The following is a 23,089-nucleotide window of genomic DNA, read 5'->3' on the forward strand; positions in this document are numbered from 1 at the left end:
CCGGCCCATGCGGAGCGGGTCCGTGCCGGGTGAGCCTGGGGGAGAACCTCGGAGACACAGGAAGAGGGGCGGCTCGTGGAGGTGAGCACGGCGTGCGAGTGGAACTTCAACGGTTACGACCCCAAGGCGGAGCGGACGACCGAAGCCCTGTGCACGCTCGGCAACGGCAGATTCGCCACCAGGGGCTCCGCGCCCGAGTCGTGTGCCGACGCGGTCCACCACCCCGGCACCTACGCGGCCGGGTGCTACGACCGCCTCTTCTCGGAGATCGCGGGAGTACGGGTCGGCAACGAGGACATGGTCGACCTGCCCGACTGGACACGCCTGCGCTACCGCTGCCTGCCGGACGACGGGCCGGCGGGGGACTGGCTCACCACCGACGACCCGAGCCTGCGGCGCCACAAGGTCTCGCTCGATCTGCGAGGCGGCGTTCTCACCCGCCACTTGTTCTTCCAGGACGGCCACGGCCGCCGGCTCCGTGTCACCCACACCAGACTCGTCCACATGGGGGACCCGTACCTCGCCGCCCAGAGAACCACCTTCCACGGGTACGGCTGGAGCGGGGCCGTCGAGGCCGAGTCCGTCATCGACGGTGACGTCACCAACAGCGGTGTCGAGCGATACCGGGGGCTGGACGGACGCCATCTCACCGGCCACCGGGCCGGAGCCGGAGCGGACGGCGTGGCCTGGCTCTCCTGCCGGACCCGTTCGTCCCGGATCCGGATCGCCGTCGCCGTGCGCACGTCGTCGCGGCCCCTCGTGGCAGTGGGATCGAGTTGCACCGGGACCGGAACGGTCCAGAGCTTCAGACTGCCGGTCTCCCGCGGGCATTCCGCCGCCGTGGTGAAGTGCGCCGCGCTGTACACATCGCTGGACCGTCCGTCGGGCGACCCCCTGCCGCTCGCCGTCGAGCACGCGTCGCACTCGGCGTCGTTCGAGGAGCTGCTCGCCTCCCACCGTGCGGCCTGGGAACGCCTGTGGAGCCAGGGCGAGTTGAAGGCGCCCGGCGAAGCGGGGCGCATCCTCCGGCTCCACCTCTTCCACGTCCTGCAGACGCTGTCCCCGCACACGGCCGACCTGGACGTCGGAGTGCCCGCCAGGGGGCTGCACGGCGAGGCGTACCGGGGACATGTGTTCTGGGACGAGTTGTTCGTACTGCCCTGCATCACCCTGCACTTCCCGGAGGTGGCACGGGGCATTCTCATGTACCGCCACCGTCGCCTGCCGGCAGCCCGCGACGCGGCTCGCCGGGCGGGTCTGCGCGGGGCGATGTTCCCCTGGCAGAGCGGTGGTTCGGGCGCCGAGGAGACACAGACGCTGCACCTCAACCCCCGCTCGGGCCGCTGGCTGCCCGACCACTCGCACCTGCAGCACCACGTCGGATCGGCCATCGCCTGGAACGTGTGGCGGTACGGGCAGAGCACCGGCGACACCGGATTCGTCCAGGGACCGGGGGCGGAGCTGTTGCTCGACATCGCCGGCTACTGGGGTGCTTCGGCCACCTACGACGCCGGTCGTGAGCGCTACCGCATCCGCGGTGTGGTGGGCCCGGACGAGTACCACGACGCCTACCCCGGCGCCACTGCTCCCGGGATCGACGACAACGCCTACACCAATGTGACCGCGGCCTGGGTGCTCGCACGCGCACTGGAGGTGTTCGGCGGGCTCCCCGAGGCCCGTCGGCGGGAGCTGGCCGAGCGACTCGGTCTGGACGACGGGACGCTGAGCCGCTGGGAGGACATCTCCCGTCGGCTGTACGTGCCGTTCCACGGCGGTGTGATCAGCCAGTTCGAGGGCTACGGCGAGCTGGCCGAACTGGACTGGGACGCCTACCGCTCCCGCTACCGCGACATCCGCCGGCTCGACCGGATCCTGGAGTCCGAGGGGGACACGGTCAATCGCTATCAGGCGTCCAAGCAGGCGGACACACTCATGCTCGGCTATCTCTTCCGCCCTGCCGAGCTGCGGTCCCTGTTCGACCGTCTCGGGTACCGGCTCGACGACGAAGTGTGGCGCGCGACGATCGGCTACTACCTGGATCGCACCAGTCACGGCTCGACCCTGAGCAGCCTGGTGCACGGCTGGGTGCTCGCGCGGGAGCGAGGCCCGGATGCCTGGCGGTACTGCGAGGAAGCCCTGCTCAGCGATGTGGCGGATGTCCAGGGCGGCACCACCGGCGAGGGCATCCACCTCGGTGCCATGGCCGGCACCCTCGATCTCGTCGAACGGGGCGTCGCAGGGCTGGAAGCAGGCCCGGACGGGCTCCGCGTCGACCCCATTCCGCTCAGGGAGGTGCCGCGCTGCACGTTCACATTCTGTTACCGCGGGCATCGGGGCATCCGTGTCAGGTTCCTGCCGGGCCGGCTGGGGATCCGCGTGCCCTGCTCGCGACTGGCCTCGCCGCTGACCGTGTGCCTGCCCGGCGAGCGGCTGGTGACCGTGGCCGCGGGTGAGCAGCACTGGTTCCGCCTGCCCACGCCCTGATTCCTCGCAGGGCCGGCGCGGTCTGCCGGATCGGCCGGATCGGGTGACCGGCCCATCGCCTTCGCACGATCGGGAACGGGCCGCGGTTCTCAGTCCGTCCTGGGGATCAGCAGCTCGCCGGGGTCGGTCACGACCACATCGGCGCCATGGCGGCGCAGTCCGGCCGAATTGCTTTCTCCGGCTGTACGGTCCACTCCCACCACAAGCCCGAATCCGCCCCGCCGGCCGGCCTCGACACCGGCCAGCGCGTCCTCCAGCACCGCCGCGTCCCGGGCCGGAACGTCCAGCCGCCGGGCGGCCTCCAGGAAGAGCGCCGGGTCCGGTTTGCCCGGAAGGCCCAGCCGACGCGCCTCGTTGCCGTCCACCACACTCCGGAAGAGGCCGATCACGCCTGCCGCGGTCATCAGCTCGGTCGCGTGGCGCGACGCCGAAACCGCGGCACAGGCCACCCGCTCCCGCCCCAGTGCGTGCAGCAGACGGACGGTACCGGGCCAGGCGGCGACGCCGTGCGCACGCACACTCGCGGTGAACAGCTCCTCCTTGCGGGCCGCGACGGCCCACACCGTGGCGGTGCCCGGCGCGTCGTCGGGATCGCCGAGCGGCAGGTCCAGCCCCCGGGAGGCCAGGAACCCGGCGGCCCCGTCCAGCCGTGACCGGCCGTCGACATGGTGGAGATAGTCGGCCACCGGATCGAACGGGCGCTGCCCGCCCGCGGCCGACAGACAGGCGTCGAAGGCACCCTGCCAGGCCGCTGCGTGGACCCGTGCAGAATCGACGACCACGCCGTCGGTGTCGAAGACCACGGCCAGCAGCGAGCGCAGGCAGGCGGCCAGGGCCGGTGTACCGCTCATGGCGGATCCCTTCGTCAGGGAGCCCCGGCCGCCGACCGGGTCAACGGCGCCGCCGTCCTCGTCCCGGGACGACGGCCGGGCCCGCCGCCCCGCCTCGGTCGAGCAGCGTGCCGCGGCGGCGGAACGGGACCCGCGAGCCGGATGACCGGTAGGCCCCGTCATTCGTGAGCGATGACGGCGACGGGTGCGGTGGAGTGATGGAGGACCGCGTGAGCGATCGGCCCGATGTGCCTGCCGACCGAGGACCGGCGGATGCGACGGCCGACGACCATCAGACCCGCTCCGGAACCTGCCTCCAGGAGTTGTCCGGAGACGGGGCCGAGCGTCGCCTGCACGTCGAGGTCGACAGCCGGGTACATGTCCCGCCAGGGCCTCAGCATGTCGTCCAGGCCGGTTCGCTCGGTCTCGGCGATCCGGGCGTTGGCTTCAGCGCTGTACGCGGCTCCGTACCCGGCCAGAGGGGGCAGCATCCAGGTGTGCAGCGCATGGAGCGTGCAGGCCCGCCGCGATGCCTCGTCGAACGCGAAGGAGAGCAGGGCGTCGCACGGCCGGCCGGTGTCGACGCCCACGACCACGTCACGGTCCAGGTGCCGGCCCTGGCCGTGCGGCAGTGTGTCCTCCGCCGCACGCACCAGGACGACGGGCTGTTCCACGGCGCGGATGAGGGCCATGCCGAGGGAACCGAGGACGAACCCCCTGAGCGCGCCCAGCCCTCGGGAGCCGAGCACCAGCATGCTCGCGTCCGCTGCGGCACGGGTCAGTGAGGCGGCTGGTTGTCCGTCGAGCGATTCGGCACTGATGTCCAGCCGAGGGTGCGCCCCCGACAGTTCGTCGGAAGCTTCACGAAGGAGGGTCTGCGCCCACTGGCGGCGCACGTCGGAGCCGGCTGCGGGAATGCTGGGAGGCGCGGACCATGTCTCGGCATGGGCGAGGTGGAGAGGAGCATCGCGAAGGAGGGCTTCCCGCGCGGCCCAATGCGCCGCTGCGACGCTTTCTGCGGATCCGTCGAGGCCCACGACAATACGTTGGTTCATGACGGCCTTCCTCGGACGGGGCTGTTTCGGGTCGGTGAAGAACTCGCGCGGGCGTCGGTGCGCCAGACCTTCTTCTGCTGCCGGGTGTCCGGATGGACACTGTCGGACAGGTCGTCCTGCTCGTAGTCGAGCCGGTGCCACGTCCACGACCCCGTCGACGCTCCGGCACAGACGCAGGACCAGGGGACGAGGCTCTGCCGGGTCACGGTGCCGCTGAGGGGCACGACACCGTCGGCGACCTCGACGGCCAGGGAAGCGGGGCTGAGCCGCAGCGTGTGCGTCAGGACGTCTTCGAGGATCTCCTCCTGGATGGCGTGGTCCCTGCACAGGAAGAGTCGCAGGAGGTCGCTGCGGCTCACGCCGCCTTCCAGAGGTGGGCGCCCCGGGCGAAATCGATCTTCCGCCCGATCCCCATCGGACGGGCACGGCACCGGGCGGGCAGGGCTGCGGCGATACGAGTCGGAGAACCGCTCATCGGTGGCCTCCTCCGTGGTCTGCGCCCTCAGCATCGCAGGGCGGCAGGCTCCCGGGCATGGGCCGTCCGGCCCCTGCCGCCGGCCCGCCCGGTCCCTCCACCACAGCCTCCCACGCGTCGCGTGATGCGGTCCGGCCGGACCGCGAAGAGGGCCGATCGTTCCCCGTCCGGACCGGACCGGCCCTCACCGGCGGACTGGTCCGGTGCGACCGTGAGAACAGGTGCTCTCGCTCCATCAGGTGAAGGGAAGGCGGCGGGGACGATGAAGCTGCCCCTGGTCGTGGGTGTGGACGGAACGGAGAGCAGTCTGAGGGCGCTCGACTGGGCCGCCGATGAGGCAGCCCTGCGAGGGCTGTCACTGCGGCTGGTGTGTGCGTCCAGGTCGGAGCGGTACGAGGGCGCCGCACTCGCACTCACCCTGGGCCGCCCTTCGGAGCGGGCGCTCGCCGACCGCGTTGTCCGGTCCGGCGCCGAGCGGGTCCACCGCCGGCGTCCGGAGGTCGTTGTCTCGGCCGAGGTGACGCCCGGGGACGCGGTGATCGCGCTGCTGCGGGAGGGGCGCCGTGCCGAGGCGCTGATCACCGGGGAGCGAGGCCGTGGCGGGCCCGCCGGACTTCTGCTCGGCTCGGTCAGCCTGGCCGTGGCCGCGCGGGCCCCGTGTCCCGTAATCGTCGTGCGCGGTGACAGGCCCGGAATCGAAGGCGGGCACGGGCGGATCCTCCTGGGCGTCGGGGATCCCGAGCAAGGACCGGCGGCGGTCCGGTTCGCCTTCCGCGAGGCCGGGGCGAGGGACTGCGAACTCGATGCCGTACACGCCTGGCACTGCTCCTCGCACGACCACGCCGACCATCCGCGTACCGTCGACGAGCCGCACCTCTACTGCAAGGAACGTGCGGCGACCCTGATCGACGAGGCGGTGGCCGAGGCCGTGCGCGAGAACCCGACGGTCCGGCTGCGCTCGGCGGCGGTCGAGGGAAAGGCCGTCCGGGTACTCGTGCAGCGCTCGGCCGCGGCGGACCTGGTCGTCGTGGGAGCGCAGCGCCGCACGGGCCGTCTCGGACCTCGGCTCGGCCGCGTCGCCCATGTCCTGCTCCACCATGCCGACTGCCCGGTGGCCGTCGTACCGGTTCCTGATCGGCCCGATACATGAACGCCTCTGACCAGCACCCCCGAAAGGCGAGTCACATGCATCACCGAACCGTTGCAGAACTCATGACCCGGGACGTCGTGCGGGCGCGACGTGACCTGCCGTTCAAGGAGATCGTCGAACTGCTGGCGGAGAACGATGTCACCGCGATGCCCGTGGTGGACGAACTGGACCGGCCCATGGGCGTCGTGTCCGAGGCCGACCTGCTGCGCAAGTCCGCCGACCTGACCGATCCGACCGGACGGACACCGATCCCGCATCTGGAGGCGTGGGAGCGGGCCAAGGCCGAGGGGGCCAGGGCCGAGGAGCTGATGTCGGCTCCCGCGGTGTGCGCGCGGCCGGAGTGGACCGTGGTCGAGGCCGCCCGCCTCATGGAGGTGCAGGGCGTGAAACGCCTTCCCGTTGTGGACGAGACGGACAAGCTGCTGGGCATCGTCAGCCGCAGAGACCTGCTGAGGGTCTTCCTCCGCCACGATGGTGCCATCCGTGAGGAGATCGACCGGGATGTGTTGCAGCAGACGATGGGCCTCGCTCCCTCGGCGGTGAGGGCCGAGGTCCGGCAGGGGGAGGTGGCCCTCAGCGGGTCCGTCGAGTTCAAGAGCCTGATTCCCGTCATCGAACGGTTGTGCAGGAGCGTCGACGGTGTGGTGTCCGTCGCCGAGCACCTGGCCTATCGGACCGACGACGTACCGAGTTCGCCCGACGGCTCGTGAGTCACCGTGCCGAGTTGTCCGACCACGAGGCCGACGACCGTGCTTCCGGCATGCGAACCGGCATCAGAGGAGGAGAGATTCGGGGCGCGCACGGACGCATGGGCTCTGCCGCCTGAATCCTCCGGCTCGAAGGGGACGGCCGCGACCCTTGGTCCGGGTGCGTGGCCGGATCATCCGACGTGGACGCGGGGGCGGCGGGCCCGGTCGGGTTCGGCCTCGCGGCGGCGATGCCCGGCTGATAGCCCAGCGTGGAGCGCAGAGGTGTCCCCGCCCACACGCTGCGCTCGGCCTCGAAGTGTGCGAACGCCCCGGTGAGGAAGTCCTGGCGGGCCAGCGGCTGACTTCGACGGCTCCGGGTCCCCGACGGAGCCGAGCCCGGGCGCGCCGACTACCGCAGGCCGAGGTCCGTGGGCGGCTCGGCCGAGTCGTCCAGGAGCCGGAACCGCAGGCGGCAGATGACCGCGTTCGTTTCGTGCCGGACAGCGTGGGCGACGACCGCACCACGCTGGTTCTGCAGCAGCCGCTGCCACAGGCGGGCCGGCTCGACCTCGGGGATGAGCACGGTGACCCGCAGGCCCGGATCGGTGGACGCCACCTTCCGTACATACGCGGCGACGGGGCGGCCGACCGTGCGGCGGTCGGAGGCGATCCGGACCAGGGGGACACCCGGATTCCACAGTGCCCAGTCCCGCTCCAGTGCCTCGGTCTGCTCCCGGTCCTCGGGGTCCGGGTGGCAGACCGTCACCGCGTGGACCTCGTCACCGAGGGACACCGCCGCGGTGAGGGCCTCGCTGGTGAGCCGGGTGAGGGACGAGACCGGAACCACGATCAGCGAGCGGTCGCGGTGCGGGGGCTCCGGAATGCGGCCGATGCCCAGCCGTTCACCGATCCTGGTGTAGGCGCGGTGGACGGACTCGAAGCCGGCGACCAGCAGTGGCAGTGTGACGACGATCAGCCAGGCGCCGTCGTGGAACTTGGTGGCCGTGACAACGACGGCGCTGACGCCTGTCAGGAGAGCGCCCAGACCGTTCAGCACAGCCTTGCCCGCCCACCTGCTGCCGCGGACCGTGCGCCAGTGGATGACCATGCCGGTCTGGGCGATGGTGAAGCCGACGAACACACCGATCGCGAACAGCGGGACGAGGGTGTTGGTGTCGCCCCCGGAGAAGACCAGGAGCGTGGCGGATACGGCCGCGAGCGTGAGGACCCCGTGGCGGTGGACCTGCCGGTCGGCCTTGAGTCCGAAGACATGGGGCAGGTAGTTGTCGCGGGCCAGCAGCTTCAGCAGCACAGGCAGGCCGCCGAACGACGTGTTCGCGGACAGGGCCAGCAGCACCATCGTGGCGGACTGCACGACGTAGAAGGCGAGATTGTGCCCGAAGGACGCCTCGGCGAGCTGCGCCAGTACGGTCACGCCTTCGACCGGCTGCAACCCGAACCGGGAGATCAGCACGGACAGACCGATCAGCATCACACCGAGCAGTGCGCCGAGTGCCACCTCGGCACGCTGTGCGCGGCGGACGGCCGGGGCACGGAACGACGGCACGGCGTTGGCGATGGCCTCGACACCGGTGAGCGCCGAACAGCCCGCGGCGAAGGCCTTGAGGAGGAGCAGCGCACCGACCGCGGTGGCGTCGGTGCCGAGCACGGACGCGTGTCCGGCGGCCGCTTCCGTACTCACCGGGGCGTCGCGGAACAGGCCGACCACGATGAGCACGAAGATCGCTCCGACGAACACCGCGGTCGGCACGATGAACGCACGCGCCGAGTCCACGATCCCGCGCAGATTCACGGCGGTGATCAGGATCAGCACCGCGAGGCACAGCCACAGGCGATCGCCGTACAGCTCCGGGAACGCGGAGGTCAGCGCTGCCACCCCAGCGGTCACGGCGACGGCCACGTTCAGGACGTAGTCCAGAACCAGGGACGCGGCGGCGACCAGGCTGGTGCGGCGGCCCAGATGTGTTTTTGCGACCGCGTAACTGCCTCCGCCGTCCGGAAACGCCGCGATGACCTGCCGGTACGAGGCGACGAGCACCGCCAGCAGCAGGGCGATCGCCACGGTGACGGGGAGTGTGAAGCCGAGCCCGTAACCCCCCGCGGCTGCCAGTACGAGGACGATGGCCTCCGGCCCGTACGCCACCGACGCCATCGCGTCGAGCGACAGGGCGGCCAGCCCCGTGACGGTTGTGAGCCTGTGACGGGCCGCGTCGCCAGGAGGCACCTCGGCGTTCGGTGCCGCACTGGATTCTGAGCTGAGAACGGACATGGGGTGGGAGCTCCTCCGTGCAAGGGTTCGCCCAGCGTGCGCCTGTTCTCGGCCGGTCGGGTCGGGTGCTGGCGCGTTCTTGGCGCCACGTGCCGGTCTTTTCCCGAGTTCTTGACGGTGATGGTCAGGACGGCGTCAAAGCTGCCCCGAACCGGGCGCTTGGGTAAGTTTCATAAGATTTCGATGACTCTGACCCATTTGGTGCGGAGGTGGCCCGCACCGTACGGTGTCCCACGACACGGGAGCGCCCCCGGGCGCCCTCTACGTCACCCGCTTTGCCCTGCCGTACTGCCCTGCGGCTAGTTTGTGTGCAGTACGGATACGCAGGCCCGTCGCGGCAGAGCCGCACGGGGGACGGGAGGCAGGGAAGAGTGTCGCTGCGGGGAGGTGACCCGGCCGAGATCGGCGGTTATCCGCTTGAGGCGCGCCTCGGCTCGGGTGGCATGGGCACGGTCTTTCTGGCCCGCACGAGCTCGGGTCGGCCTGTCGCGATCAAACTGATCCATCAGCAGTTCGCGGGGGACGACGAGTTCCGTATCCGTTTCCGGCAGGAGGTGGCTGCGGCGAGGCGGGTGAGCGGCGCGTTCACCGCCGCCGTGGTCGACGCCGCCCCTGAGGCCGAGCAGCCGTGGATGGCGACGACCTACATCGAGGGGCCCACGCTCGCCCAGCGCATCGCGGCGGAAGGCCCGCTGAACGGAGCGGAGCTGCGGAGGCTCGGCATCGGGCTGGCGGAGGCGCTGCGCGACATCCACCGGGTGGGGGTCGTCCACCGTGACCTGAAGCCTTCGAACGTCGTGCTCTCCCCCGAGGGCCCGCGCGTCATCGACTTCGGTATCTCGCGCGCCGCGGACCAGCAGACGCTGACGATGACAGGGCGGGTCATCGGTACGCCGCCCTTCATGTCGCCGGAGCAGCTGCAGGCGCCGCGTGATGTGGGGCCGCGGTCCGACGTCTTCTCGCTGGGCACGCTGCTGGTGTACGCGGCGACGGGCCGCGGGCCCTTCGACGCGGACAGCCCGTACATGACGGCGTACCAGGTGGTGCACGAGGAGCCGTCGCTGGACGCCGTTCCGGCGGCCTTGCGCGCGGTCGTCGAGTCGTGCCTGGCCAAGGACGCCGAGGGGCGTCCCTCGGCGGACGAACTCCTGGTGCTCCTGCGGGACCTGCCGGCCGACCTCGGCGGGACCGATGCGCAAGGGAGCGGCACGGGCCGCACCCGCGACATGATCACCCAGCATCACTTCGCGACGCCGGCCACCCCGGCACCGGCCACCGCCCCGGCCGGTCCCGGCACGGGGAGCACCGGCACCATCGGCCGCCGTATCCGTCGCCGATGGCGTCCCGTGCTCGCGGCCGCGGTCGCGGTGACGGCGATCGGCGGGGGAGTCGCCGCCCTGCAGGCAGGCGGCTTCGGGGGGAACGGCGGCGACACGGACAACAGCGTTGCGACGCCGGGTGCCCCGCTTCCGGACGGCTTCGCGCCGTGGCGCACGACTGTGCGGGGCGGCAGCGAGGACACCCCCGACGAACTGCGTTGCGTCGCGCGCGGCGACGCGGTGTTCTGCGGGGGCGGAGGCGTGGTCGCGACCCGTATCAGGGCCTCGGACGGCTCGCGGGCGTGGACGGTGAAGAGTCCGGGCGTCCCCGTCCAGGGCATGCACATGGTGGGCGCCACCGACGACACGGTGCTCGGTTACCGCTTCGCCGCCCAGGGCGCCCCGCAAGGCCCTCGCGACGAGGTGGTGGCCATCGACGCGGACAGCGGCCGGGAGCTGTGGTCCGTGCCGTCCGGTGCCCAGTCGCAGGCCGTCACGGGCCGGACCCAGGACGCCGTTGTGGTCGGCTCCGCCGTTGTGACGGTCGACGCCTCCAACTCCCGCTTCGAGGCCCGGGACGCGCACAGCGGTAAGGTCAGCTGGCAGACGCCGTTCCCCGCGGGCACACAGTGCGCTCCCGTCCCGGTGGGTCCGCAGCTCCTCGCGATGTGTGCGACGGACGCGGAGGTTGATGGCCTGGCGGTGCGCCACTCCACCCTGTACACGGTCGACCGCGCCTCGGGGACCCTGGGCAGGCCCATCGCGGTCAACGGTCCCGCCGTGCCGATGGGCGTCGCCAACGGCAGGCTCGTACTCCTTCAGGAGCACATGGAGGGATGGGAACTGGCCGGCTACGACGGGGTGGCGCAGGTCGACCCGGCCTCGCGGAAGGTCACGTACTCCCGGCTGGCCAAGACGTACTCGGGGACGCCCGGCATGGCGGACGGCACCCTCTACGTGAGCGGCCAGACCGGTCTCATCACGGCGCTCGACCCCGCGACCGGCCGGAAGAAGTGGTCCCGGCAGACAGGCGTGGAGGGCGCGTCGGGTCCCGTGGCGGGAGACCGCGCGCTGTATTTCAGCTCGGCCACCGGCCGGGTGGTCGCGCTGGCACCGTCCGACGGCAAGCCGCTGTGGACAACCGATCCGCAGGCCGATGGTCTGACGGGTGAGGTGGGCGCGAGCCCGCGCGTGACCGTCGTGGGGCGTGCGGTGGTCGTGGCCGCGGCCGATAACACCCTCTTCGCCTTCGACACGCAGAAGCCGCCGAAGTCGGGCTGACCCCGGCGGGGTTCCGGGGGAGGGCCCGTTCCGTCGGGGCGGGCCCTCCCGGTCAGCAGGAGGTCAGACGCGGTCGGCCGCGATGAGCAGGTACTGGAAGGACCCGTCCCTGTAGGAGTTGATGAACGCGTCCTCGATCCCCGTGACCAGCGAAGACGTGGCCCTCAGCTCCCAGTAGGGCAGGGTGTCGGGGGTGAGGTCGACGACGGCCTGCGGCACGAGGCGATTGTCGGCCATGGCGCGCAGGTACTCCCGGCGCGAGTGGATGTTGCACTCGAAGTGCGCGTTGATCTGCGAGACCCACTTCGAGGGCTGGCCGTACCGCGGGTTCCAGCAGCCGGTGATGGTCACGTAGCGGCCGCCGACCGCGAGGACGCGGGAATGCTCGGCGAAGAGGTCGTGCAGATCGACGTACATGCTCGACTCGTTGTTCCAGGAAGCCGCAGCCGACCCGGTCTCGAAGGGCATGGCGAGCATGTTGCAGACGCGGGCGCGGACGTGGTCCTGGAGGCGGAGTTCACGGGCACGGTTGTTGGCGAAGTCGGCTTGCTTGGCCGACAGCGTGACGCCTTCGACCTTGCATCCGAAGCGCTGGTGCGCCATCACCATCGAGCCGCCGCGGCCACAGCCGGCGTCCACCAGGGTGTCGTCACGCCCGATGCCGCCGAGGTGCCCCAGGAGGAACTCCGCCTGCGCCGACTCCAGCCGGTGCAGTTCGGCGATCAGCTTCTTCTCGCTCTCGCTGTCCTCGGCGTCGCCGAGTGCGGAGCGGTCGACTTCACCGATGCCGTAGTGGTGGTGGTAGAGGCCGTCGACATCGCCGAGACGCAGGTTCACGGGCCTGGCCTCGCCGTCCCAGTAGCGGGCGATGTCGCTCTGGTAGGGCGTCGCCGGGCGGGGAATGCGCAGGGAGGCGGGGGCGGCGGTGAGTTCGGTGTTGGTCACGATGAATCCATTCTCTTACCAGAAGTCGGGCAGGCTGTAGCGATAGGTGTTGGACTGGTGCCAGTTGTGGTTGCCGTCGACCCACGCGGCCACGCCCCGCAGGAAGCGCTGCACATTCGGGGCGGGGCAGGCGGCGGCCAGGGTGGCGGCTTCGGCCTCGAAGTCGTGCATGAGGTCGTTGTGGACCTCGACCGACTTCAGATAGGCGTCCCGGTCGGAGAGGCCCTCACGTTCGGCGATCACGACGGGCAGGTTCAGGTGCCGGCCGGGAGCAGCGAGTTCCTTGGTGTACGAGTAGAGGTCGTTCACGATGGTCGTCGCGTTTCCCGCGAGGGCGATGACCCTCTGCATGGCGGGCTGGGCGTGCAGGTCCGCCGGCAGTTCGTAGCCGCCGACGGTGTCGGTGATGGTGGGGCAGGGACGGAAGTTGTTGAACTGGCGCATCGCCAGGTACTCCCATACCTCCGGGACGTGGTCCAGCTGGGCCCAGGCCGCTTCGGCGAGGTACCCCATGTGAAGCCGGGCCATGTCGTGCCGGAGCCGGTCCGCCTGGGACGGGCTCGCCGCTCGGACGAAGTAATCCATGGCGGAGCGGTAGGCGCGCCGGGGCGCGTCCGCGTGGAGGGACTCGGCCCATTGCGGCTGGTACTCCTGCGTCGTGTGCAGGGGGTCGAGGGCGGTGTGCGCCAGCAGAAGGCGTTCGCCGAGGCCGATGGGCGAGCCCCCGTGGTCCTCGCAGTAGCAGTCGTCCACCGCGTTCTCGGCCACCATCAAGCGTGTGGCGACCATCAGGTGGTCGACGGTGGGCGCGTCCGGATGACAGCCGACCATGTAGCGGCCCACGGAGAATCCGTCGAACTGCTCCTCCCAGTCCTCGGGATACAGGGAGACCTCGTCCAGTGCCCAGGACTTGATCCTTCGGCTGACCTCCTCGACCCGCACCGGGTCGGGCTCGGGCACCGGGTGGTGGTAGAGGCCCGGGACCGGCGTGCCTTCCGTCGTATGTGCCGGCGGGGCCGAAGCCGTCGGCGGTTCCTCCCGCAGGCTCAGGCGCAGGCCCGCCGTGCCCAGGCCGCTGGGGCCGCGCAGGATCTGTTCCAGGCCGGCGCTCGGTGCCGGCACGTCGGCTGCGGGGGTGCCGGGAGGAGGCGGGGCGGGCGCGGAAGTCGCAGGTGGGGCGGGCAGGGAAGGCGTGGACGGCGGGCCGCCGGTGGCGGCCTTGACATCACAGGCGCGGGCGGCGGCGAGTACGTACGCCCCGAAGCGGGAGGCGGCCTCGGGCAGGCTCGACTGTGGTGGTGGCAGCTCAGGCGTGGGCATCCATGGCTCCTCGGTGGGGTGGGCGGCTGTCCCGAAGACGGGGGTGGGCGGCTGTCGCGAGGCCCTTCGGGCATGCGCGGCCTCCCCGGGGCGCCCGGGGTGTCGCACCAGGCCCTTCGGACCGGGGCCGCTACTTGGGCCAGCGGGCGATCTGCACGTTCTCCAGCACGCCGACCGCGTCCGGCACGAGGATCGCGGCGGAGTAGTAGGTACTGACGAGGTAGGACATGATGGCCGTCTCGTCGATGCCCATGAAGCGGACCGACAGACCCGGTTCGTACTCGTCCGGCAGCCCGGTCTGGTGCAGACCGATGACGCCCTGGTTCTCCTCGCCGGTACGCATGACAAGGATCGAGCTGGTCTTCTCCGGTGTGACGGGGATCTTGTTGCACGGGAGGATCGGGACCCCGCGCCAGGCCGGGACCTGCTGGCCGCCGAGGTCGACGTGGTCCGGATAGATCCCACGCGAGTTGAACTCACGCCCGATCGCCGCGATGGTCCGGGGGTGCGCGAGGAAGAACTTGGAACCGCGGCGCCGACAGAGCAGTTCGTCCATGTCGTCCGGGGTCGGCGGGCCGGAGTGCGTCTGGATGCGCTGCTTGAAATCGGCGTTGTGGAGCAGGCCGAACTCCCGGTTGTTGATCAGCTCGTGCTCCTGGCGCTCGCGCAACGCCTCGATGGTGAGCCTGAGTTGCTCCTGGGTCTGGTTCATCGGCCCGTTGTAGAGGTCGGCGACCCTGGTGTGGATCCGCAGAACGGTCTGGGCGACCGAGAGTTCGTACTCGCGGGGATCGAGTTCGTAATCGACGAACGCGCCGGGCAACTCGTGCTCGCCGGTGTGGCCGGCCGACATCGCGATCTCCGCCTCACCGCGATGGTTCTGCCGCCGGCGGGAGAGCGATGAGAACGCTTCGAGGTGCTCCCGGAGGCTCGGCGCCGTGGACAGCACGGCCGCGAAGTCGGCGCGTGACAGCGTGAGCAGTGTGCCCGAGGTCTCGGCGGTGGCGGTCTGCTCCCACCGGGCGTCCCCGTCCAGGAGGACGTTCTCTCCGAACCGGTCGCCGTCGGCGAGTACGTCCAGGGCGACCTCGTCGCCGTAACTTCCCACGGAGGACTGCCTGATGCGGCCGTGGGCGATCAGGTGGAGCCTGTCCGCGGGCGTCCCGCGCTCGACCAGTGTCTCGCCGGCCCGGAAGTCGCGTTGGACGCACCGATCGGCGATGGCCGTCAGTACCTCCACGTCGTCGAAGCCGCGCAGCAGAGCCAGTTCACCGAGTTCACGGGGGATCACCCTGACGTCGGAGCCGTCCTGGACGAAGTCCACGCTCCCGTCGCCGACGGTGTAGGCCAGGCGACGGTTCACCCGGTAGGCCCCACCCCGGGCCTCCACCCACGGGAGCATCCGCAGCAGCCAGCGAGAGGTGATCTCCTGCATCTGCGGGGCGGATTTGGTCGTGGTGGCGAGGTTGCGGGCAGCCGCCGTGCCCAGGCTGGATTGCCGGGGCAGCTCCAGTTGTGCTTCCGGGCTCGAATCAGTGGTCATCGGGAGAGCTCTCCTTGGTGAGGGCGTTGATGTACGTATGCGGACGCCGTGGGGCAACAAGAGGGAAAAGGGGTATGTGAACGGGAATCCGTCCAGGTCCACAGGGACACTAATGGCCGCTTCGCCCTCCGGACCAAGGAAAGTTGCCGACATTAACTCGATACGATGATCGTGCCCGCGTGATGTTTGTCCGAGTGTCAGCGAGATCCAGCCGCGATCGGCGGCGCGTCCCGGCGAGTGGCCGGTTCGGCTCATGCGGTGTGGGACCGACGGGTCCAGGGCGGCAGGAGTGCCGTATGCCAAGGGCGTCGGCGACGGCCTCGGGTTCCTCCTCTGACGTTCACCTTGCGAACGCCTGAGTACTCCTGCAATCCACCCGTGATTCTCACGGCGTCCTCATGTGCGGTTGATTGCGTTCCTTCTCGCCGGCTGGTCCGGGACGTACGAGGAGAAGGAGACGCAGGTGTCTCAAGCCGTAGGAGCAGACGAGGACGGGCAACTGCTGCATGTGGCCAGCGGGCTGGGGCCTTGCGATCGCCGCAGCGATCGCCGAGGCCCACCAGGGCCGCATGGAACTCGACCCCCGACCCGCAGCCGGATGCACCTTCCGCCTCCTTCTGCCCGTGCACTGATGGAGCCCGCCGATGAGTCCGTGCAGGGAGAGAGCCCACCGATGAGACTGACCACCTTGCGCATCACCAGCACCCGCACCGCCGCCGCCCGCGTGGACAGGACCCGCCTCACCCTCCTGCCCTTCCCCGACGTCGGCACCCTCGTCACCACCGGCGAGGCGTGGCAGGACCGCGCCGCCGCCCCCGGCGAAGTCCTCACCCGCACCACGCCCCGGCGTACACCGGGCCGCTCACCACCCGGCTCGTCACCTTCACCCAGGTGCACGTGAACCACGCGACCCGCGCCAAGGAACTGAACACCCCGCAGCCACCGGCACCCCGGCTGCCGACCACCCCCGTCGACCGTGTCGTCGGCGACCGGGAAACCATCCGCCTCGCTCCCGCACCGGACATCCGATGGGGAGTCGAACTCGGAGTCGTGATCGGGCGGGAGACCTCTCACGTCCCCGTGACCAAAGCCCTGCGGAGCATCGCCGGCTACACCATCGTCAACACCGCCGCCGTGCCCGGCCGGGCGTCCGTCGTCGTCATGGGCCCCCAGCTCGTCACCCCCGACGAACTGCCGCCCGGCGCCCGCGGTCTCACTCTGACCGCGACCCTCGACGGCCACCCGAGGCAGAAGGCCAACACCTCTGATCTGCTCTTCGACGTCGCCACCCTCGTCGCACGCACCAGCACCCGCACCACACTGATGCCCGGCGACCTGATCACCACGGGAACCCCCGCCGCGACCGGCACCGGCCGACTCCACGACGGCAGCCAACTCACCGTCGGCATCAGAGGAATCGGTGAACTCTGCAACACCATCACCCACTGACCGGACCGTCGCGGCCGTGCCCGGTTCCGGGCCGCGGCCACCGCGCTGCCGCCGGAGGACATCGAAGCAGGGCTCGACGAGCAAGGGCGAATCTCCTTGCCGGGAAACGGGTATGCGGAAGCCGACCTCACGAGTGGGTCGTTGCGGGGCGCCGCGCGAGCCCGGCGCGCTTGAGCCTCGCGCGCATGAGCCAGGTCGCGCACGCGAGAAGGGCGACGATGGTGGCCACGGCCCCGGCGTGGACGTGGATGCTGTGGGTGAAGGCGGTCGTGGCCGCTTCGGTCAGCGTGGCGTTGTCCGCGGGCGGGAGCTTCGCCGCCCGGTCGAGTGTGCCGGCGAGGGTGCGGCTCGCCGCGTCGGGTGCGAGGCCGGGTGGGAGGCGGTCGGTGAGGTCGGCGCGGTAGGCGGCCGCCGAGATGCTTCCCAGGAGGGCGATGCCGAGTGCGCCCCCGAGTTCACCGCCGGTCTCGGAGATCGCCGAGGCCGCGCCGGCCTGTTCCGCAGGGGCGGCGTCGAGCACGATGCCGGTTCCCAGGGCGAGGTAGGGCGTCAGACCGGCGAAGAGCAGGACGGACCCACCGACGACGAACCACGGTTCGTGATCGGCCCGGCCGAGGAGCAGAGGACCGGCCAGCGCCGTCGTCGTCCCGAGCGCCATGACGGTCAGGGGCCGCCACCGTGCGGCGAGACCGGTGGCGAGCAGAGCGGCCGCCGTACCGACGACGGCCGACGGCAGGGTCCACAGACCGGCGGTGAGCGGATCGTGACCGAGGACCAGCTGCAGGTACTGCGCGGACAGCAGGCTGGTGCCGAACAGGACCATGCCGACCAGGAGCATTCCGGTCACCGTGACAGTGAAGCCGGGTGAGCGGAACAAGGCTGTGTCGATCAGCGGGTCCGCGAGAATCCGCTGCCGCTTCCAGAACAGGACACCGGCCGCTGCGCCCACCGCGGCACAACCCCAGGCCTGCGGGCTCCCGCCGTCGGCAGCGAGGATCTTGACCCCCGCCACCAGTAGCACCGGACAGGCGAGACCGGCCGCGACACTGAGGGCATCGATCCTTCCGGCGCCGGACCCGTGGTCGCGCGGCAACAGGGCCGGGCCGGTGATCACCAGCACCAGCATCGCCGGTACGGAGAGCAGGAAGACCGCGCCCCACCAGAAGTGCTGGAGCACGAGCCCGCCGAGCAGCGGCCCGATCGCACCCCCCGTCAGGAACGCCAGCATCCAGATCGTGATGGCGAGCGTCCGCTGCCGCGGGTCGGTGAACAGCCGTCGTATCACCGCCAGCGAGGACGGTGCCAAAGCCGCCGCCGCGATGCCTTGGGCGACCCGCGCGGCGATCAGCATGCCCGGACCGTGCGAGAACGCCGCCAGCAGCGAAGCGCAGGTGAAGGCGGCGGCTCCGCCCAGGAGTATCCGGCGGTGCCCGAACCGGTCCCCGAGCGCTCCCATCGTGACGAGGAGGCCGGCGACGGCGAATCCGTAGCTGTCGGCGATCCACAACAACTGGGCGCTGCCCGGTTCCAAGGAGGCACCGATGGACGGCAGCGCGAGATTCAGCACCGACATGTTCATCATGACCAGTACGGCGGGCACCCCCAGTACGGCCAAGGCCGCCCACGCCCGTGCACCGGCCCGCTGACCGGTCGTTGTGTCAGGGGTCATCGAGCGTCCAGCAGTGTCTTGCCGAACGTCCTGCGCGACTCGATGCGCGCGTGAGCCTCGGACGCGCTCTCCAGGGGCACGACCTGCCCGACCAGCGGACGCCAGGCTCCGGCGACGGCGAGATCGAGCGCCCGCCGGATCAGCACCAGGTTCCGTTCCGGGGCAGGTGCGCCGGCCAGTACGGACACGCTCACGCCAAGGGCTTCGAGCCGCTCCGCGGAAGGTTCGGAGTCCGCGCCGCCGGCGAAGCCGTAGCGCAGGACCCGGCCGCCGGGGCGGACCAGCGTCGTGGCGGCTGTCCCGGCGTCTCCGCCCACGCCGTCGAAGAGCACGTCGACCGGGCCGACCCGCTGCTCCCATCCCGCACGGCGGTAGTCCGCGTACGTGGCACCGAGAGAACCGATCAGCGCTTCCTTGGGCCCGCCACCGGCGGCGCCGACCACCTCGGCCGCGTCCCGGACCGTGGACTGGACCAGCAGGCTGCCCACACCGCCGCCGGCGGCGAGCACGAGCACGCGCCGGCCGGCGGTCTCCCCGGCGGCATCCCTGAGCAGGGTCGCGGTCCGGCCGTCGGCCAACAGCGCGACGGCGTCGGCGAGTTCCATACCGTCGGGGACGCCCACCAGGTCCCGGCCCTGGACCAGGGCCCGGCCCGCGTAGCCGCCCGATCCACCGGTCGTCGCCACCACGCTCCGGCCGACCCAGGAGCCATTCACACCTGCGCCGACCGCCACGACCGTTCCGCCGACGCCGTTGCCGGGAATCCAGGGCAACGGGCGGCTGCCGAAGAGCCCGGCGCGTATCTGGGTCTCCACGAAAGTCACGCAGGCGAACGTCACATCGACCAGGGCGTCTCCGGGGCCCGGCTCGGGATCGAGGGTGTCCTCGGCGACCAGAACCTCCGGCCCTCCGAACGACCGCACCACTACTGCACGCATCCTGCCTCCTTGAAACGGATAGGTCCTATCCGTTTGAAACGTATAACGGAGTGGACCTATCCGCAAACGTTTACGATGGCTCCATGCCACGCAGAGCAGCACGCCAGGATGAAGCGGCCCGCAACGATCGAGCCCTGCTCGCCGCGGCCAAGCACGTCCTCGCGGCGGACGGGGCGCGCGCGTCGGTGGCGAGCATCGCCGCCAAGGCAGGTGTCGGGATGGCGACGGTCTACCGGCGCTACCGGACCAAGCGGGAGTTCTTCCAGTACCTCTGCGTACTCGCGTTGCGCCAGCGCATCGAAGCGGCCGAGAACGCACTCGCGATGGACGACCCCTGGGACGGCCTCGTCCACTACATCACCCGGGCCCTCGACTTCGGCGGCGGGTCGCTCGGGTCCCTGGCAGGCACCATCGAGGTGAACGACGAAATGGCCTCGGCGTTCACCCGGTCCGACGAGCTCCGCTCGCGGCTGGTCCGCAGGGCGCACGCGGCGCAGGTGCTCCGTGCCGATGTCACCGACGTGGACCTCGACCTGCTCATCGAACAGCTCGGCCAGCCGGGCCTGGTCGAGCAGCTCGACGCGCAGGGGCGCGACGACCAGCTCGACGAGGCCCGGTCGGCCCGCCACCGGATGATCGCCATCGCCGTCGACGGGCTGCGGCGCGGCGCCCCGCAACTTCCGGGCGAACCGCCGCGGACGGACCTGCTCAGCCAGCGGTGGAGCGACCCGCCCACGGACTCGTAGGGGGCCTGTCCGGCGAGCAGCTCCGAAGTGCGGCTGCGGGCAGGCGCGGAGGGTGTTCCGCATCGGACCGCAACGGCCGGGACGGGGGTCTCGACTCGCGCAACGAGGCGCACAAGCACGCGCGCAACGAGGCGCACAACGACGCGCAACGAGGCGCGGGACCAGGCCTGTTGCGGCTCGGTGACGTCACGATTCCGCCGGTTCCGGAAATCGTTTTGAATGCGTTCGAAGAGCGCTCTAGAGTCATGCAGCCCGAGACCGACGGCGAGCATGACGGCTGCTGGTCTCCGCGTAGCCCCCTGCGCGAGCCGAACGCTGCGAACCCGTCCCGCGCAGGACCGGACAACCGAAACAGGGGGGACCCAACCGCATGAGAACGTATTTCGGTCGGCGCGCCAGAACCGCCGCCGCGGCCACGGGGCTGGCAGCCGTGCTGCTCGCCGCCACCCCGGGCATCGCCACGGCAGCCGGGGAAAACCTTCCTCCGCTTCAGCCGGGCATCGACACCCTCACCGTCGACTCCACCAAGGCCTGCTCCGACGAGCCCGTCTACGTCCCCCGCGCACCCGAACTCCGGGCCGTCGTCGAGGACACGACGGAGGACAACGAGGAGTGGGAGACGAACGGGGCCGGCGCCGAGTTCGAGGCGTGGTGGACCGACGCCGACGGAGCCCAGCAGCGCCGCACCCACACCTCCGGCATCGTGAACTCGCCCATCACCCAGCTGTGGCGGACCCCCGCCGACCTCCCGGCCGACACCGTCATCTCCTGGCACGTCCGGGCCGTCGACGACGAGGCCGCGACCTCCGCCTGGAGCGACGAAACCCCCGGCATCACCTGCCGGTTCATCATCGACACGGTCGGCCCCGAGCCCGCGACGGTTGCCTCGGAGCAGTACCCGGACGACGAGAGCGGCTGGCACGACGGCGTCGGCGTCTACGGCAGCTTCACCTTCGACTCCCCGTCCCAGGACGTCGTCGAGTACGTCTACACCGTTCTCGGCTCCACACCGAAGCGGGTCCGGCCCGAGGAGCCGGGCGGACCGGCCACCATCCGGTGGATGCCGGAATCCGGCGGGCCCTACTACATGCAGGTCCGTGCCGTGGACCGGGCCGGACGGTCCAGCTCCGAGACGACCTACTGGATGCGCGTCGCCGAGGGCCGCGCACCCGTCGCCCACTGGAAGCTCGCCGACCCGGCAGGAGCGGACCACGCCGCTGCCGAGGCGGGTCCCGCGGCCCGCGCCGGGAGCGGTGTCCGCTTCGGCGCCCCCGCTCCGTCCCGCACCGATCTCACCTCCACCGTCAGCCTCGACGGCCGGGGCAACAGCTACCTCACCCCGGACGCCCCCGCGACGGACACCACCAAGACCTTTGCCCTCTCCGCCTGGGTCCGCCCCTCCGCCACCGGCACTGCGATGACGGTGGCCGGCCAGGACGCCGCCGACGGCACCTCCGCCTTCACCCTCGGCCTGCGCCCGGCCTCGGACTCCTCCGCCACCTGGGCGTTCCGCTACGGCGCCACCACCCTCACCGGCGGCAGCGCCTCGGTCGGCGGCTGGGCCCACCTGACCGGCCTGTACGACACCGAGGACAAGACGCTGCGTCTCTACGTGAACGGCAAGGAAGTCGACTCCGAGACCGGCGTCGCCCCGGTTGCCGCCCCCGGCGCCTTCCAGATCGGCCGCGCCCGCGGCGACTCCGGTGCGCGCTGGAACGGCGAGATCGGCGACGTCCGCGTCTGGGACCGGGTCGTGCCCCGCGAGGAGATCGAGCGACTGGGGTCCCGCCCCGCCGAACTGGCTGCCGCCTGGGACATCGAGCGGACCGATGACGGCGTGATCCCCGGCCGGGACGGCGACAAGCCGCTCACCCTGCACGGCGGCGCCGGCTTCTACACCCCCGACATCGAGGGCTGCCTCGAAGACCCCGACTGCGTCGACTTCCCGGCGGACGCCCTCGACGGCAACGACCACCTGGCCCTGGACGGTACGGACGACTACGCCGCCACCAGCGGCCCCGTCGTCGACACCGCCGACAGCTTCAGCGCCGGCCTGCGGGTCCGCTTCGCGGACACCACCCCCGACCGGCCGATGACCGTACTGTCGCAGGGCGACGCCGACAGCGACGCCTTCAAGGTCCGCTACGACCCGGCCGAGTCCCAGTGGCAGCTGATCGTCACCGACGGCAGCGGACCGGGCGCCGCCGAGACCGTTGTCGCCGGACCCGGCGCTCCCACCTCGTTCTCCGACGAAGTGGTCGTCGTGTACGACGACTCCGAGGGGCACATCACCCTGTACGTCGACGGCGAGGCCGTGGCCGGCACGGAGTTCAACGCCTCCTGGAACGCCCCGGGCCCGCTCCAGATCGGTCGCGGCCACACCGCTGACAGCGGCTGGGGCGAGTACTTCCACGGTGGGGCGGACACCGTCCGTGTCTTCAGCGGAGCCCTCACCGCGTCCCAGGTGAAGTCGTTCGCCTACCTCTACTGAGGCCCGCGGAAGCAGCCCCCGGGGGTTCTCGATCCCGAACGGGCCGGGGAGGGCCTGACCGCGCCGGGGGGCGTGGTCAGGCCGAGCCCGTCTCCCGTGCCTGGGCCATCGCGTCGAGGCCCGCCAGGAGCTGATCCGGTGTCCGATACCGGTCCTCGGGACTGCGCGCCGTGCACTTGCGGATCACCGCCCGCAACTCGTCCGAGACCGGCAGGACGTCCGGGTCCACGTTCTCCTATGGCGAACGCCCCATCAGGCGCTCCCAGAAGAGCAGGCCGAGGGTGAGGATGTCGGACCGGATGTCCGGGCGATCGCCCACCACCTGCTCGGGCGACAGGTAGCCCGGCGTGCCGATCACCATTCCCGCCACGGTGATCGCTGTGCGTTCCTCACCGCTCTCCAGCACGTGCGCCCA

The 23,089-nt window shown here is 71.1% G+C and carries 19 protein-coding genes; 8 read left to right on the plus strand and 11 right to left on the minus strand.

Annotation, left to right across the window (positions count from 1 at the left end):
- The first annotated feature begins 81 nt into the window (after nt 1–81).
- Entirely contained in the window at nt 82–2,484 is a 2,403-nt protein-coding gene (locus tag ACFYY7_RS21600) for a glycoside hydrolase family 65 protein (protein WP_388663746.1), read from the plus strand.
- Nucleotides 2,485–2,573: 89 nt separating this feature from the next.
- Here the strand turns inward: ACFYY7_RS21600 and ACFYY7_RS21605 are convergent, their stop codons facing one another.
- The 3 genes from ACFYY7_RS21605 to ACFYY7_RS21615 form a co-directional block, all read right to left on the minus strand.
- Complete coding sequence (locus tag ACFYY7_RS21605; RefSeq protein WP_388663572.1) at nt 2,574–3,335, minus strand: HAD family hydrolase; 762 nt, start codon at nt 3,333–3,335, stop codon at nt 2,574–2,576.
- Between the two features lie 158 nt (nt 3,336–3,493).
- Nucleotides 3,494–4,369 (minus strand): universal stress protein, encoded by an 876-nt coding sequence (locus tag ACFYY7_RS21610; protein WP_388663574.1) that lies wholly within the window; start codon nt 4,367–4,369, stop codon nt 3,494–3,496.
- The gene (locus ACFYY7_RS21615) at nt 4,366–4,728 is read right to left on the minus strand and encodes a hypothetical protein (RefSeq protein WP_388663575.1); all 363 of its coding nucleotides are present in this window, start codon (nt 4,726–4,728) and stop codon (nt 4,366–4,368) included. The genes ACFYY7_RS21610 and ACFYY7_RS21615 overlap by 4 nt, the downstream gene beginning before the upstream one ends.
- Before the next feature lie 378 nt (nt 4,729–5,106).
- Here ACFYY7_RS21615 and ACFYY7_RS21620 point away from each other — a divergent pair, with 378 nt between their 5' ends.
- Nucleotides 5,107–5,994: a universal stress protein gene (locus ACFYY7_RS21620; protein WP_388663577.1), complete on the plus strand. Its 888-nt coding sequence runs from the start codon at nt 5,107–5,109 to the stop codon at nt 5,992–5,994.
- Between the two features lie 35 nt (nt 5,995–6,029).
- On the plus strand, nt 6,030–6,704 hold the full coding sequence (locus ACFYY7_RS21625; RefSeq protein WP_388663578.1) for a CBS domain-containing protein: 675 nt from the start codon (nt 6,030–6,032) through the stop codon (nt 6,702–6,704).
- 388 nt (nt 6,705–7,092) lie between these two features.
- On the opposite strand, the gene ACFYY7_RS21630 is transcribed toward ACFYY7_RS21625, so the two are convergent.
- Nucleotides 7,093–8,973 (minus strand): APC family permease, encoded by a 1,881-nt coding sequence (locus ACFYY7_RS21630; protein ID WP_388663580.1) that lies wholly within the window; start codon nt 8,971–8,973, stop codon nt 7,093–7,095.
- A 371-nt stretch (nt 8,974–9,344) separates the two neighbouring features.
- Here ACFYY7_RS21630 and ACFYY7_RS21635 point away from each other — a divergent pair, with 371 nt between their 5' ends.
- The gene (locus ACFYY7_RS21635; protein ID WP_388663582.1) at nt 9,345–11,573 is read left to right on the plus strand and encodes a PQQ-binding-like beta-propeller repeat protein; all 2,229 of its coding nucleotides are present in this window, start codon (nt 9,345–9,347) and stop codon (nt 11,571–11,573) included.
- A 63-nt stretch (nt 11,574–11,636) separates the two neighbouring features.
- Here ACFYY7_RS21635 and ACFYY7_RS21640 read toward each other — a convergent pair whose 3' ends face one another.
- The 3 genes from ACFYY7_RS21640 to ACFYY7_RS21650 form a co-directional block, all read right to left on the minus strand.
- On the minus strand, nt 11,637–12,518 hold the full coding sequence (locus tag ACFYY7_RS21640; RefSeq protein WP_388663583.1) for a geranyl diphosphate 2-C-methyltransferase: 882 nt from the start codon (nt 12,516–12,518) through the stop codon (nt 11,637–11,639).
- A 15-nt stretch (nt 12,519–12,533) separates the two neighbouring features.
- Nucleotides 12,534–13,838, minus strand: coding sequence for a family 2 encapsulin nanocompartment cargo protein terpene cyclase (locus tag ACFYY7_RS21645; protein WP_388663584.1), 1,305 nt, complete (start codon nt 13,836–13,838; stop codon nt 12,534–12,536).
- Nucleotides 13,839–13,968: 130 nt separating this feature from the next.
- A complete protein-coding gene (locus ACFYY7_RS21650) occupies nt 13,969–15,381 on the minus strand; it encodes a family 2B encapsulin nanocompartment shell protein (protein WP_388663586.1) in 1,413 nt (470 codons plus the stop codon).
- A gap of 673 nt (nt 15,382–16,054) precedes the next feature.
- Here ACFYY7_RS21650 and ACFYY7_RS21655 point away from each other — a divergent pair.
- Nucleotides 16,055–16,282, plus strand: coding sequence for a hypothetical protein (locus ACFYY7_RS21655; protein WP_388663588.1), 228 nt, complete (start codon nt 16,055–16,057; stop codon nt 16,280–16,282).
- Nucleotides 16,279–16,830 carry a fumarylacetoacetate hydrolase family protein gene (locus tag ACFYY7_RS21660; RefSeq protein WP_388663590.1) on the plus strand — a complete coding sequence of 184 codons (552 nt, stop codon included), beginning with the start codon at nt 16,279–16,281 and terminating at the stop codon, nt 16,828–16,830. Before ACFYY7_RS21655 ends, ACFYY7_RS21660 begins: the two co-directional genes overlap by 4 nt.
- Nucleotides 16,831–16,957: 127 nt before the next feature.
- Here ACFYY7_RS21660 and ACFYY7_RS21665 read toward each other — a convergent pair whose 3' ends face one another.
- Together ACFYY7_RS21665 and ACFYY7_RS21670 are read right to left on the minus strand one after the other, a co-directional pair.
- The gene (locus ACFYY7_RS21665) at nt 16,958–18,499 is read right to left on the minus strand and encodes an MFS transporter (RefSeq protein WP_388663591.1); all 1,542 of its coding nucleotides are present in this window, start codon (nt 18,497–18,499) and stop codon (nt 16,958–16,960) included.
- On the minus strand, nt 18,496–19,437 hold the full coding sequence (locus ACFYY7_RS21670; RefSeq protein ID WP_388663593.1) for a zinc-binding dehydrogenase: 942 nt from the start codon (nt 19,435–19,437) through the stop codon (nt 18,496–18,498). The genes ACFYY7_RS21665 and ACFYY7_RS21670 overlap by 4 nt, the downstream gene beginning before the upstream one ends.
- 83 nt (nt 19,438–19,520) lie before the next feature.
- On the opposite strand from ACFYY7_RS21670, the gene ACFYY7_RS21675 reads away from it, so the two are divergent.
- Together ACFYY7_RS21675 and ACFYY7_RS21680 are read left to right on the plus strand one after the other, a co-directional pair.
- Nucleotides 19,521–20,183 (plus strand): TetR/AcrR family transcriptional regulator, encoded by a 663-nt coding sequence (locus ACFYY7_RS21675; RefSeq protein WP_388663595.1) that lies wholly within the window; start codon nt 19,521–19,523, stop codon nt 20,181–20,183.
- Nucleotides 20,184–20,553: 370 nt separating this feature from the next.
- Nucleotides 20,554–22,674 carry a LamG domain-containing protein gene (locus ACFYY7_RS21680; protein WP_388663597.1) on the plus strand — a complete coding sequence of 707 codons (2,121 nt, stop codon included), beginning with the start codon at nt 20,554–20,556 and terminating at the stop codon, nt 22,672–22,674.
- Between the two features lie 76 nt (nt 22,675–22,750).
- Here the strand turns inward: ACFYY7_RS21680 and ACFYY7_RS21685 are convergent, their stop codons facing one another.
- Together ACFYY7_RS21685 and ACFYY7_RS21690 are read right to left on the minus strand one after the other, a co-directional pair.
- Nucleotides 22,751–22,903: a hypothetical protein gene (locus ACFYY7_RS21685; protein WP_388663599.1), complete on the minus strand. Its 153-nt coding sequence runs from the start codon at nt 22,901–22,903 to the stop codon at nt 22,751–22,753.
- Nucleotides 22,904–22,909: 6 nt separating this feature from the next.
- Nucleotides 22,910–23,080 (minus strand): hypothetical protein, encoded by a 171-nt coding sequence (locus tag ACFYY7_RS21690; RefSeq protein WP_388663601.1) that lies wholly within the window; start codon nt 23,078–23,080, stop codon nt 22,910–22,912.
- Nucleotides 23,081–23,089 lie beyond the last annotated feature (9 nt).

The organism is Streptomyces sp. NPDC001933 (genome assembly GCF_042890955.1).
Taxonomy (GTDB): Bacteria; Actinomycetota; Actinomycetes; order Streptomycetales; family Streptomycetaceae; genus Streptomyces.

Bases quoted from the DNA above. Each gene is read 5' to 3' on its own strand.
- ACFYY7_RS21665 (WP_388663591.1), bottom strand. From the start codon at position 18,499: ATGACCCCTGACACAACGACCGGTCAGCGGGCCGGTGCACGGGCGTGG.
- ACFYY7_RS21610 (WP_388663574.1), bottom strand. From the start codon at position 4,369: ATGAACCAACGTATTGTCGTGGGCCTCGACGGATCCGCAGAAAGCGTC.
- ACFYY7_RS21670 (WP_388663593.1), bottom strand. From the start codon at position 19,437: ATGCGTGCAGTAGTGGTGCGGTCGTTCGGAGGGCCGGAGGTTCTGGTC.
- ACFYY7_RS21605 (WP_388663572.1), bottom strand. From the start codon at position 3,335: ATGAGCGGTACACCGGCCCTGGCCGCCTGCCTGCGCTCGCTGCTGGCC.
- ACFYY7_RS21625 (WP_388663578.1), top strand. From the start codon at position 6,030: ATGCATCACCGAACCGTTGCAGAACTCATGACCCGGGACGTCGTGCGG.
- ACFYY7_RS21645 (WP_388663584.1), bottom strand. From the start codon at position 13,838: ATGCCCACGCCTGAGCTGCCACCACCACAGTCGAGCCTGCCCGAGGCC.
- ACFYY7_RS21675 (WP_388663595.1), top strand. From the start codon at position 19,521: ATGCCACGCAGAGCAGCACGCCAGGATGAAGCGGCCCGCAACGATCGA.
- ACFYY7_RS21680 (WP_388663597.1), top strand. From the start codon at position 20,554: ATGAGAACGTATTTCGGTCGGCGCGCCAGAACCGCCGCCGCGGCCACG.
- ACFYY7_RS21620 (WP_388663577.1), top strand. From the start codon at position 5,107: ATGAAGCTGCCCCTGGTCGTGGGTGTGGACGGAACGGAGAGCAGTCTG.
- ACFYY7_RS21655 (WP_388663588.1), top strand. From the start codon at position 16,055: ATGAGACTGACCACCTTGCGCATCACCAGCACCCGCACCGCCGCCGCC.
- ACFYY7_RS21650 (WP_388663586.1), bottom strand. From the start codon at position 15,381: ATGACCACTGATTCGAGCCCGGAAGCACAACTGGAGCTGCCCCGGCAA.
- ACFYY7_RS21630 (WP_388663580.1), bottom strand. From the start codon at position 8,973: ATGTCCGTTCTCAGCTCAGAATCCAGTGCGGCACCGAACGCCGAGGTG.